The 11956-nt window shown below is 74.5% G+C and carries 10 protein-coding genes; 5 read left to right on the forward strand and 5 right to left on the reverse strand.

The window, feature by feature from the left end; genetic code table 11:
* The first annotated feature begins 228 nt into the window (after positions 1 to 228).
* Complete coding sequence (ahcY, locus tag O7625_RS12675; RefSeq protein WP_067306231.1) at positions 229 to 1716, forward strand: adenosylhomocysteinase; 1488 nt, start codon at positions 229 to 231, stop codon at positions 1714 to 1716.
* Between the two features lie 60 nt (positions 1717 to 1776).
* Here the strand turns inward: ahcY and O7625_RS12680 are convergent, their stop codons facing one another.
* Positions 1777 to 1935: a hypothetical protein gene (locus O7625_RS12680; RefSeq protein WP_172898400.1), complete on the reverse strand. Its 159-nt coding sequence runs from the start codon at positions 1933 to 1935 to the stop codon at positions 1777 to 1779.
* Positions 1936 to 2344: 409 nt separating this feature from the next.
* Between O7625_RS12680 and efeU the strand changes: the two genes are divergently transcribed.
* From efeU to efeB, 3 genes are read left to right on the forward strand one after another with little or no spacing between them, the layout of a single operon-like run.
* Positions 2345 to 3328 (forward strand): iron uptake transporter permease EfeU, encoded by a 984-nt coding sequence (gene efeU, locus O7625_RS12685; RefSeq protein WP_282346041.1) that lies wholly within the window; start codon positions 2345 to 2347, stop codon positions 3326 to 3328.
* 29 nt (positions 3329 to 3357) lie between these two features.
* Positions 3358 to 4491: an iron uptake system protein EfeO gene (gene efeO, locus O7625_RS12690; RefSeq protein WP_282346042.1), complete on the forward strand. Its 1134-nt coding sequence runs from the start codon at positions 3358 to 3360 to the stop codon at positions 4489 to 4491.
* Between the two features lie 49 nt (positions 4492 to 4540).
* A complete protein-coding gene (gene efeB, locus O7625_RS12695; protein WP_282346043.1) occupies positions 4541 to 5842 on the forward strand; it encodes an iron uptake transporter deferrochelatase/peroxidase subunit in 1302 nt (433 codons plus the stop codon).
* On the opposite strand, the gene O7625_RS12700 is transcribed toward efeB, so the two are convergent.
* Positions 5835 to 6998 (reverse strand): RDD family protein, encoded by a 1164-nt coding sequence (locus O7625_RS12700; protein WP_282346044.1) that lies wholly within the window; start codon positions 6996 to 6998, stop codon positions 5835 to 5837. The two genes, efeB and O7625_RS12700, sit on opposite strands and share 8 nt — an antisense overlap.
* A gap of 41 nt (positions 6999 to 7039) precedes the next feature.
* Here O7625_RS12700 and O7625_RS12705 point away from each other — a divergent pair, with 41 nt between their 5' ends.
* Positions 7040 to 8098: a stage II sporulation protein M gene (locus tag O7625_RS12705; protein ID WP_282346045.1), complete on the forward strand. Its 1059-nt coding sequence runs from the start codon at positions 7040 to 7042 to the stop codon at positions 8096 to 8098.
* 196 nt (positions 8099 to 8294) lie between these two features.
* On the opposite strand, the gene O7625_RS12710 is transcribed toward O7625_RS12705, so the two are convergent.
* Genes O7625_RS12710 through O7625_RS12720 form a run of 3 tightly spaced genes read right to left on the reverse strand, consistent with a single transcriptional unit; the run spans position 8295 to position 11916 of the window.
* Positions 8295 to 9605, reverse strand: coding sequence for a DUF58 domain-containing protein (locus O7625_RS12710; RefSeq protein WP_282346046.1), 1311 nt, complete (start codon positions 9603 to 9605; stop codon positions 8295 to 8297).
* Entirely contained in the window at positions 9602 to 10591 is a 990-nt protein-coding gene (locus tag O7625_RS12715; RefSeq protein WP_282346047.1) for a MoxR family ATPase, read from the reverse strand. The genes O7625_RS12710 and O7625_RS12715 overlap by 4 nt, the downstream gene beginning before the upstream one ends.
* Entirely contained in the window at positions 10588 to 11916 is a 1329-nt protein-coding gene (locus O7625_RS12720; protein ID WP_282346049.1) for a DUF4350 domain-containing protein, read from the reverse strand. Before O7625_RS12720 ends, O7625_RS12715 begins: the two co-directional genes overlap by 4 nt.
* Positions 11917 to 11956: the final 40 nt, after the last annotated feature.

An 11956-nucleotide genomic window follows, 5' to 3' on the forward strand; every position in this document is an offset into this window, starting at 1 on the left:
GAGGCTGTTGCACAGTGTAACTTCATGTGTGCGCAGCGTTATCGCGACAAAGGTCCGGCGCCGCGCGGGGGAACCAAACCGGGGGGATGCACGGGGCGGCCGGCGGATGGGCGGGAGACCGTCCAGCGCCGACCGCCCCGTGCGCTGCTCCGAGACGGCCGGCTGCGCGCCGGGGGGATGCGGGCGTAAGGTTGAGGGTCGCGCAGCCATCGTTCGACAGGAGCCTTCATGACCAGCACCCTCCCGGCGTCGTCCCGCGACGCCCGGCCGAGCACCCTCGCCGAGGGCGACTACAAGGTGGCGGATCTGTCGCTCGCCGAGTTCGGGCGCAAGGAGATCCGCCTCGCCGAGCACGAGATGCCCGGCCTGATGGCGATCCGCCGCGAATTCGCCGACGCCCAGCCGCTCGCCGGCGCCCGGATCACCGGTTCGCTGCACATGACCATCCAGACCGCCGTCCTGATCGAGACGCTGGTCGCCCTCGGCGCGCAGGTCCGCTGGGCGTCCTGCAACATCTTCTCCACCCAGGACCACGCCGCCGCGGCGATCGTGGTCGGCCCCGAGGGCACCCCCGACGCGCCGTCCGGCGTCCCGGTCTACGCCTGGAAGGGCGAGAGCCTGGAGGAGTACTGGTGGTGCACCGAGCAGGTGCTCGCCTGGCCGGACGGGCAGGGTCCGAACATGATCCTCGACGACGGCGGGGACGCCACCCTGCTGGTGCACAAGGGCGTCGAGTTCGAAAAGGCCGGGGTCGTCCCGCCCGTCGAGTCCGCCGACTCCGAGGAGTACGCGGTCATCCTCCAGGTGCTGCACCGCAGCCTCGCCGAGGACGGCCAGCGCTGGACCCGGATCGCCGCCGGCATCAAGGGCGTCACCGAGGAGACCACCACCGGCGTGCACCGGCTCTACGAGATGCACCGGGCCGGCACCCTGCTCTTCCCGGCCATCAACGTCAACGACTCGGTGACCAAGAGCAAGTTCGACAACAAGTACGGCTGCCGGCACTCGCTGATCGACGGCATCAACCGGGCCACCGACGTGCTGATCGGCGGCAAGATGGCCGTCGTGCTCGGCTACGGCGACGTCGGCAAGGGCTGCGCCGAGTCGCTGCGCGGCCAGGGCGCCCGGGTAGTGGTGACCGAGGTCGACCCGATCTGCGCGCTCCAGGCCGCGATGGACGGCTACCAGGTCGCCACCCTGGAGGACGTGGTCGAGCAGGCCGACATCTTCATCACCGCGACCGGCTGCTTCGACGTCATCACCAACGAGCACATGGCCCGGATGAAGCACCAGGCCATCGTCGGCAACATCGGCCACTTCGACAACGAGATCGACATGGCCGGCCTGATGAAGCGCTCGGACGTCACCCGGGAGAACATCAAGCCGCAGGTCGACGTGTGGCGCTTCGACGACGGCCACGCCATCATCGTGCTGTCCGAGGGCCGTCTGCTGAACCTGGGCAACGCCACCGGGCACCCGAGCTTCGTGATGTCGAACTCGTTCGCCAACCAGACGATCGCCCAGATCGAGCTGTTCACCAAGACCGACGAGTACCCGACCGGCGTCTACGTGCTCCCCAAGCACCTGGACGAGAAGGTCGCCCGGCTGCACCTGGACGCGCTCGGCGCCCGGCTGACCGAGCTGACCAAGGAGCAGGCCGCGTACCTCGGCGTCTCCCCGGCGGGCCCGTTCAAGCCGGAGCACTACCGCTACTGAGCACACCACCGGGGAGGGGGTCGGCCAGCACTGGCCGGCCCCCTCTCCCGTGCCGTCGTCCTAGCGTGCGTCGGGGCGGCGGCGGGCCGGGCGTACCCAGGTCCACACACACCAGGCGAGCCAGACCAGCGAGACGACCACGGCCAGCGGACGCAGCCGGAGCGCGTTGAGCGCGATCACCAGCGCGAGGACGGCCAGCCAGGGACCGAACCCCCTCACCGCTGCCGCCCCGGATGGCGGAGCCGCCCGGGACGGCAAAGGTGGCACGAATGGCGGAGCCGCCCCGGACGGCAAAGGTGGCACGAATGGCGCTGCCGCCCCGGATGACGGAGCCGCCCCGGGCGGCGGAGGTGGCCCGCGCGGGGGTCGGCGGCCGGCAACGGCGGGGGACACCCGGGGCGGGTGGTGGGGGTGCGGGGCGTGTCGGGCACGGGCCGTCCTGTCCTGGGGAACGCCTCGATCGTGTCATGTCGGGCGGCACCTGCACAGTCCTCGTCCGGCGGGGCGGTCCGCCCCTCCCGGCCAGGGTGAAGCTGGTCATGAACGACTTGACGGCACCTTCGATCAGGAGGAAGGTATGGCTGCCCTAAGTAACCTGAGGCATGCCTGACCACGACACGGAGTACCGATGTTCGCCACGTACCTGATCGGCCTGCGGGAGGGGCTGGAGGCCACGCTCGTCGTCAGCATCCTGGTCGCCTTCCTGGTCAAGTCGCAGCGTCGGGACCGGTTGCCGCAGGTGTGGGCCGGCGTCGGGCTGGCGGTGGCGCTCTCGGTCCTCTTCGGCTGGCTCATCGAGTACACCTCGACCGAACTGCTCGCCCGCTCCGAGGACCGCGAGCTGTTCGAGGCCGTCACCTCGGTCGCCGCCGTGGTCTTCGTGACCTGGATGATCTTCTGGATGCGGCGGGCGGCCCGGACGATCGCCGGTGAGCTGCGCGGCCGACTGAGCGAGGCGCTCGCCGTCGGCTCCCTCGCGGTGGCCGGGATGGCGTTCCTCGCGGTGGTCCGGGAGGGCCTGGAAACCGCCCTGATCTTCTACTCGGCGGCGCAGAGCGCGACCGGTGGCACCGGCTCCGGGCCGCTGCTGGCCCTGGTCGGCGGCATCGCCACCGCCATCGGGATCGGCTTCCTGCTCTACCGCAGCGCGCTGCGGATCAACCTGTCGACGTTCTTCACCTGGACGGGCGCGCTGTTGATCCTGGTCGCCGCCGGCATCCTCAAGTACGGCGTGCACGACTTCCAGGAGGCCGGGGTGCTGCCCGGCCTGAACGACCTGGCCTTCGACATCACCGGGGTGCTCGACCCCAACACCTGGTACGCCGCGCTGCTCGCCGGCATGTTCAACATCACCGCCGCGCCGAGTGTGCTGGAGACGGTCGCCTGGGTCGCCTACGCCGTACCGGTGCTGGTGCTGTTCCTGCGCCGGGCGGCGACCCCCGCCCCGAAGCCCGCACCGGCCGCCTCCGCCCCCGAGCCCCCCGCAGCGGCCGCCTCCGCAGCGGCCGCCCCCGAGCCGACCGCCCCGGCAGCGGCCGACGACGCCGGGGCGACCGCTCCCACCGCCGACGGTCGCCCCACCACCCAGCCGGCCGTGTCGCGGCGTTCCTGAACACGCCCTTTCCAAGGAGACAAGCAACGATGCGTACCACCCGTTTCCTGGCGCTCGCCGCCGTCGGCGCGCTCGCCGTCACCGGTGTCGCCGCCTGCGGCGGCAAGGACGAGCGGCAGGATGCCGAGGCGGCCAACACGGTCAAGGTGAAGGCGACGGACAGCGTGTGCGAGGTCGACGTCACCGAACTGGACGCCGGTCAGGCGACCTTCACCGTGACCAACTCCGGCAGCAAGGTCAACGAGTTCTACGTCTACGCGGCCGGCGACCGGGTGATGGGCGAGGTGGAGAACATCGCCCCGGGGCTCAGCCGGGAGCTGCGGGTTGAGCTGCCCGCGGGGACGTACGAGACGGCCTGCAAGCCGGGGATGAGCGGCCGGGGCATCCGGGGCGCGCTGAAGGTCAGCGGCACCGCCGCGACCGTCGCGCCGGACGCCGCGCTGACCGAGGCCACCGCCAGCTACCAGCGGTACGTGACCAGCCAGACCGCCGCCCTGCTGACCAGGACCGAGGAGTTCGTCACCGCGGTCAAGGCCGGTGACGTGCCGAAGGCCAAGGCCCTGTACCCGGTGGCCCGCACCTACTGGGAGCGGATCGAGCCGGTCGCGGAGAGCTTCGGCGACCTCGACCCGAAGATCGACGGTCGGGAGGAGGTCATCGAGGAGGGCATGGAGTTCACCGGCTTCCACCGGATCGAGAAGGACCTCTGGACCACCGGCGACATCAGCAAGGACGGCCCGATCGCCGACCGGCTGCTCGCCGACGTCAAGGAGATCGTGGCGCGGGCCAACGCCGAGAAGCTCACCCCGCTCCAGCTCGCCAACGGTGCCAAGGCCCTGCTCGACGAGGTGGCCAGCGGCAAGATCACCGGCGAGGAGGAGCGGTACTCGCACACCGACCTCTGGGACTTCAACGCCAACCTGGAGGGCTCCAAGGCGGCCGTCGCCGCGCTGCGGCCCGCGCTGGAGCAGCGCGCCCCGGACCTGGTCGCCCAGCTCGACAAGGAGTTCGCCGCCGTGGAGGCGGCGCTCGGCAAGCACCGCGACGGCGACGGCTGGAAGCTGCACAACCAGCTGGGCAAGACCGACCTCAAGGAGCTGTCGGACAGCATCAACGCCCTCGCCGAGCCGGTCAGCAAGGTCGCCGCCGCCGTCGCCCGGTGACGACGGCCCAGCACGGCCGTCGTACGGCCGGTCCCTCCCAGGAGAGTCGATGAGCGAGCAGAGCAGCACCGCCGGGCGGAGCCGCCGCCGGCTGTCCCGGCGGCGGGCGATCACCCTCGTCGGGGTCGGCGCCGCCGGAGTGGCCGGGGTGGCCGCCGGAGCGGGCGCGCTGGCCCGAGACGGCGACCGGGCCGCCGCGAACGACGGGGCCGCCGGGGCGGTGCCGTTCCACGGCGAGCACCAGGCCGGGATCACCACCCCGGCCCAGGACCGGCTGCACTTCGTCGCCTTCGACGTGATCACCAAGGACCGGGACCGGCTGGTCGCGATGCTCCAGGAGTGGACGGCCGCCGCCGCCCGGATGACCGCCGGGAAGGACGCCGGGGTGATCGGCGCGGTCGACGGCATGCCGGAGGCCCCGCCGGACGACACCGGCGAGGCGCTGGGCCTGCCTCCGTCGCAGCTCACCCTGACCGTCGGCTTCGGCGCCACGCTGTTCCGCGACGCGCAGGGCCGCGACCGGTTCGGCCTCGCCGGCCGCCGGCCCGCCGCCCTGGCTGACCTGCCGCACTTCGCCGGGGACGCGTTGCGCCCGGAGATCTCCGGCGGTGACCTGTGTGTGCAGGCCTGCGCCAACGATCCGCAGGTGGCGGTGCACGCCATCCGCAACCTGGCCCGGATCGGGATGGGCGTGGTCAGCGTCCGCTGGTCCCAGCTCGGCTTCGGGCGTACCTCGTCGACGTCGCGGGACCAGGCCACGCCCCGTAACCTCTTCGGTTTCAAGGACGGCACCGCCAACCTCAAGGCCGAGGACGCCGAGCTGCTGCGCGGGCACCTCTGGGTCCAGCCGGACGACGGCACGGACTGGATGACCGGGGGGTCCTACCTGGTCACCCGCAAGATCCGTATGCAGATCGAGACCTGGGACCGCAGTTCGCTGGTCGAGCAGGAACAGATCGTCGGGCGGACCAAGGGGGGCGGCGCTCCACTGGGCCGCCGGGACGAGTTCGACGAGCCGGACTTCGCCGCGAAGGGCGACGACGGGCAGCCGGTGATCGCCGGGGACGCGCACGTGCGGCTCGCCCACCCCAGCCAGAACGACGGCGCCCGGCTGCTGCGCCGGGGCTACAACTACGTCGACGGCTCGGACGGGCTGGGCCGACTCGACGCCGGGCTGTTCTTCATGGCCTACCAGCGGGATCCGCGCCGGCAGTTCGTGCCGATCCAGACCCGGCTGGCCCGCAACGACGCGATGAACGAGTACCTGCGGCACGTCTCCAGTGGCCTGTTCGCCTGCCCGGCCGGGGTCCGCGACGCCGCCGACTGGTGGGGCCGCGCCCTGTTCAGCTGAGCGGCGGCCAGCCAGCTCCCGGGCCGGGCGGGCGGTCCGGCCCCGGTGGGGCGGGCGCATAACCACCGGGCGACGCCGGCCGGAGCCCCGACCCGGCCGGGGCCGGCGGGCCGGTCGCGATCGGTGGCATTCCGACGGTGGCCGGTGGCATTCCGACGGTGGCGGGTGACGGGCCGACGGTGGCAGATGACGGGCCGACGGCGGTCGGGTCGGGCCAGAGCGCGGCGGTGACCGCCCGGTGGCGGCGCAGCCGCAGCGCGCCCCGCCGGTTCCGTTCCGCCAGCACCGCGGCCAGCAGCAACGGCTCCGGTACGCCGGGCGGCGGTGCCGGGGAGGTCAACACCCCCACCTCGCGCCACAGCTGCCGACCCAACCGGCTGTGGTACGGCTCGACGAGCTGCGTACCCCGGACCAGGTACTGCCGCACCGCCAGGGCCAGCGCGTCGTCGAGCCGGGTCAGGTCCAGGGTGACCGCCCAGCCGGACAGCGGCGGGATGATCTGTGGAGCGGGTCGCCAGCTCTGCGCGGACCGGGTGTGCACCACCATGGTCCCGGCCACCAGGTCGCCCAGCCGCCGGCCGCGCGGGTCGGTCAGCATCACCGTCGCCCCGGCCGCCCAGCTCAGCAGGGGCAGCACCAGCCCCGGCCACTCCACCGCGACGCCGACCAGCGCCCGGGTCAGCGACTGGCCCATCCCCACCGGCCCGCCGTCGGCGTCGACCACCCGCAGCCCCACCGCGAGCTTGCCCGGCGTACGGCCGTGGTTGAGGCGTTCCCAGATCACCGGGTAGCCGACCAGCACCAGCACCAGGCCGAGCGTCTCCAGCGCGCCGGTGAACGCCCGGTCCACCACCGGGTCGGGGAGCAGGATCAGCACCAGCGGGGTCAGCGTCAGGGCCAGCAACGCGGCGCAGAGCGCCTGCCCGACGACGTCGATCAGCAGCGCCAGCACCCGGGATCCGAGCCGCGCCGCCCGGACGTCCAGCTCGACGGCCTCGCCGCTGACCAGCCCGGCGTCCGCCGTCCGGCCGGTCGGGTCGCCGCCGGCCGCCCCCAGGGCCGCCACCCGGTCGGTCGGGTCGCCGCCGGCCACGTTGGCGTCCACCCCACGAGCGGTCGGGCCGACGCCGGCCGGCACCGCTGGTTGCGCGCTCACCCGGACAGTGAACACTATGGGCGCGGGACGGGGGAGGACCAGTGGATCTCGACGCGTACGTCGCCGAGCACGGCCACGAGTGGCGGCGGCTGGAGCTGTACTGCGAACGCCGCCGGCTCGACGTCGACGAGATCGACGAGATGCTGGTCCTCTACCAGCGCACCGCCACCCACCTGTCGACGCTGCGCAGCCGGGCACCCGATCCGGTCCTGGTCAGCCGGCTGTCGCAGCTGGTCCTGCGGGCCCGCGCCCGGATCACCGGCCGCCGACGGTTGTCCTGGGCGGCCGTCGGGCGGTTCGTCACCGTCGGGTTCCCCGGCGCGGTCTACCGGGCCTGGCCGTGGTGGTGTGCGGTGTCCACCGGGTTCAGCCTGCTCAGCGGCTTCCTCATCTGGTACGTGGCGGCCAATCCGGGCACCGCTGCCGCGTTCATCGGCCCGGACGCCGCCGCCGACCTGGTCGACTCCGGCTTCGCCGGCTACTACACCGAGTTCTCCGCGCCGACGTTCGCCTTCCACCTGTGGACGCACAACGCCTGGATCGCCGCCCAGTGCCTGGCCGCGGGGGTGCTCGTGGTGCCGGTGTGCTACCTGCTGTGGCAGAACGCGTTGAATGTCGGCGTGGTCGGCGGGGTGATGGTCTCCTACGGCCGCGCCGACGTCTTCTTCGGGCTGATCACCCCGCACGGGCTGTTGGAGCTGACCGGGGTCTTCGTCGCGGCCGGGGTCGGCCTGCGGACCGCCTGGGCGTGGATCTCCCCGCCGGAGAACCTGGGCCGGGGGCGGGCGGTCGCCGAGGCGGGCCGGTCGGCGATCCTGGTCGCCGTGGGCCTGGTCGGGCTGTTCGGGGTCTCCGCGCTGCTGGAGGCGTTCGTCACCCCGGCGCCGGTGCCGGTGGCACTGCGGGTCGGCGTCGGCGCGGCGGTGTGGCTGGGCTTCCTGGCGTACGTGGTGCTGCTCGGTCGCCGGGCGCTCGCCGCCGAGCGCCTACCGGCCGAGCGGACCGACCCGTGGCTGGCCGAACTCTGGCCCTCCACCGATCCCGCCCGCGCCTGGCACCCCACCCCCCGCCCCCGCCCCGCTGACCCCCCGCCCCGCTGACCCCCCGCCCCGCTGACCCCCCGCCCCGCTGACCCCCCGCCCCGCTGACCCCCCGCCCCGCTGACCCCCCGCCCACCGCCCGGCGGGGACGCACTCGAACGGATTGCGGTCATGCATACGACACGCCGCGAGGAGTGCTGGTTTCCGCAATCTGATCAGGACGATGGCCGGCTTCAGCCGGTGCGGAGCGCGACCCTCAGAGCCGGCCGAGGGCCTTGAGTCGGAGGTAGGTGTCGGCCAGGGCGGGGGCGAGGCGGGCCGCCGGGGCGTCCACCACGGTCACCCCGTAACGGCTGAGGGCGGTGCGGATCCGGTCCCGCTCGGCCAGCGCCCGCCAGCCGGCCGCGGCCGCGTAGACGTCCTCGCGGCGTACCGGCGGTGCGGTGGTCAGCCCGGTGAGCACCGGGTCGTGCACGGCCGCCACCACCACCCGGTGTCGGGCCGCCAGCCGGGGCAGCACCGGCAGCAGACCCTCGGCGAGCGCGCCCGCCTCCAGGGCGGTGCAGAGCACCACCAGGCTGCGCCGCCGGTGCCGGCGCAGGATCTCCGCGACGATCAGGTCGAAGTCGGTCTCGACCAGCGCCGGGTGCAGCGGCGCGAGCGCGTGCACCAGCCGGTGGAGCAGGGCGGGCTGGCCGCTGCCGGTGACCGTGGCCCGGATCTCGGCGTCGGCGGCGAGCAGGTCGACCCGGTCCCCGGCCCGGGAGGCCAGCGCGGCCAGCAGCAGCGCCGCGTCGATGGCGGTGTCCAGCCGTGGCTCGTCGCCGACCCGGACCGCCGAGGTACGGCCGGTGTCGAGCACGCAGACCAGTCGCCGGTCGCGCTCCGGCCGCCAGGTGCGGACCAGCACGTCGGAGCGGCGGGCACTGGCCCGCCAGTCGATCGACCGGACGTCGTCGCCGACCACGTACTCGCGCAGGGTGTCGAACTCGGTGCCCTGGCCGCGCCCCCGGGTGACCTGGGTGCCGTCGATGACCCGCAGCCGGGACAGCTTCTCCGGCAGGTGCCGCCGGGAGTCGAACCGGGGCAGCACCCGCAGCGTCCAGCCGGGGCTGGCGGGCCGACCGGCCCGCTGCCGGAACGCCAACCCGAGCGGCCCGATCGAACGCACCGCCACGGTCACCGCCGGCCGGTCGCCGCGCCGGGTGGGGGTGAGCCGGTTGGGCAGCACCAGCACCCCGCCGGGCTCGACCAGGCACACCCGGTCCGGCGGTACGTCCGGCCGTGCCCCGGCGGACGGCACCCACCCGTCGCGCACCCGGGCGCGCAGCGTACGCCCGGAGGTGTTGGTCAGGCGCAGGGTGACTGTCGCGCGGTGGCCGAGCCGGACGGCGCGGTCGCCCTCGCGGTCGACGGTGATCCCGTGCAGCGGGGCGGCGAGCGCCCAGTCCCCGGCGGCCAGCAGCAGCACCGCGGCGGTCATCACGGCCACCCCGAGCAGCGGATCCGGCCAGAACGGCAGGGTCGGCACCCCGGCCAGCAGCAGAACCGCCGCCCGCCAGGTCATCGAGGGGTCGGCACGGTGGCCAGCACCGTGTCCAGCACGGCGTCGACCCCGACCCCCTCCAGCTCCACCTCGGGGCGCAGCCGCAGCCGGTGCCGCAGCGTCGGGCGGGCGGTGGCCTTCACGTCGTCGGGGGTGACGTGGTCCCGGCCGGCCAGCCAGGCCCACGCCTTCGCGGTGCCGAGCAGCCCGGTCGCGCCCCGGGGCGAGGCGCCGATCTCCAGCGCCGGGGTGACCCGGGTGGCCCGGCACAGGTCCACGATGTAGCCGAGCACCGGCTCGGCCACGTGCACCCGGCCGACCGCCTCCCGGGCGGCGGCCAGGTCGGCGGCGGTGGCCACCGGGCGTACGCCGGCCGCGCCGAGGTCACGCGGGTCGAACCCGGCGTGGTGGGCCCGCAGCACGCCCAGCTCCTCGTCCCGGTTGGGCAGCGGCACGGTCAGTTTGAGCAGGAACCGGTCGAGCTGGGCCTCGGGTAACGGGTAGGTGCCCTCGTACTCGACGGGGTTCTGGGTGGCGGCCACGATGAACGGGTCCGGCAGCGGCCGGCGGGCGCCCTCCACCGACACCTGGCGCTCCTCCATCACCTCCAGCAGCGCCGACTGGGTCTTCGGCGGCGTCCGGTTGATCTCGTCGGCGAGCAGCAGGTTGGTGAAGACCGGCCCCTCCCGGAAGGTGAACGCGGCGGTGCGCGGGTCGAAGATCAGCGACCCGGTGACGTCGCCGGGCATCAGATCGGGGGTGAACTGGACCCGCTTGGAGTCCAGGTCGAGGGCGGCGGCGACGGTGCGGATCAGCAGCGTCTTGGCCACCCCGGGTACCCCTTCCAGCAGCACGTGACCCCGGCAGAGCAGCGCGATCACCAGGCCGGTGACCACGGCGTCCTGGCCGACGACCGCCTTGGCCACCTCGGTGCGCAGCCGGTGCAGGGCCGCCCGGGCGTCGTCCGGGCCGGCGGTGGGCTCGACGGTGGTGGCGGGTCGGGTCACCGGGGGTCTCCTTCGGTCGGTCGGCCGGGCGCTGCCGCCACGGTACGGGTCAGCCGGTCCAGCGACCGGGCCAGCGCCACCAGTTCGGCGTCGGTGCGCGGCGCCGCGCCGTAGAGCAGTTCGTGGATCTGCTCCGGGTCGCCGCCGACCCGCTCGGCGACCCGGGTGGCCAGCTCCGCGTGCCCGGTGGTGGCGGGCAGGTCGAGCCGGTCGCGCACCCGGCCCAGCGTGGCGGTGCGCAGGGTCGCGGCGGCCGGCCCCCGGGCGCGGGCCCGTTCGTAGAGCCGGGCCCGGCCGAGGACGGTCTCGGCGGAGCGGACCTCGACCGGCAGCGGCTCGCCGACCGGTGGGCCGAGCCGGCGGGCCCGCCAGAGCACGACCAGCAGCGCGACCAGGGCGAGCTGCACCAGCAGCGCCCAGAACCAGGGCGGGAAGGCGTCCCGCAGCGGGTGGTCGTCCGGTGGTGGTGGACCGGCCTGGTCGGGGGCGTCGCCCCGTCCGTCGTGCCCGTCGGCGGAGGGGCCGGGGCCGCCCGGCTGCCCCTGCCCCTCGCCGGTGCCGCCGTTGTCGTACTCCGTGCTGCCGCCGGGGGTGGGTGACCAGGCGGGTTCGCCGTCGCCGCCGGGACGGCCGAAGGTGGGGGGCGGGGCTGGACCGTCCAGGTCCAGCCAGACCACCCGGTCGTGGACGCCGAGCAGGCCGACGCCGAGCGCCTCGTTGCCCCGTTCGGCGATCCGGTCGTTGCGGAACGGGTCACTGGCGCCGATCACCACCGTCTCGGCCCGGCCGGGCAGCCGGACCAGGCCGCCCGCGTAGCAGCGGTCGAGGGCGACCGGCCCGTCGGGTGCGGCGGCGTACCGCTGGAGCTGGGCGGCGGCGACGCCGGCCCGGGTCGCCTCGGGCAGCGGGCAGGGCCGGCCGTCGGCCGCCGGGCCGACCGCCCGGGTGGCCCACCGCCGGTCGGTCGGCACCACCGGCAGGCCGGCCGTTTCGAGCATCCGGCGGGCCGGGTCGACGAGGACCAGTCGACGTCCGGCGGGCAGCTCGCCCAGCGCGCCGAGGGTGTCCGGGTGCAGCAGCTCCGGTGCCGGGACGAAGAGGGTGGCCGGGGCGTTGTCGAGGGCGAGCAGCGCGGGCAGCAGGTCGGTCTCCCGGCGGACGGTGACGCCCCGGGCGCGCAGCGCGTCGGCGAGGCGGCTGGCGCCGTCGTCGTCGGTGGCGACCGGGGAGAGGAAGCCGGGGTCGGTGGGGTCGGGCTGGTCCAGCGCGTGGGCGCCGATGGTGCCGGCGAGCAGCGCGGCGGCGAGCGCCAGCGGGACGATCACCCGGTGCCGGCGTCGCCGCCGTGGTGATGCGGCCGGTGGT

Origin of the sequence: Micromonospora sp. WMMD714 (assembly GCF_029581315.1) — a bacterium.
Lineage (GTDB): Bacteria > Actinomycetota > Actinomycetes > Mycobacteriales > Micromonosporaceae > Micromonospora > Micromonospora rifamycinica.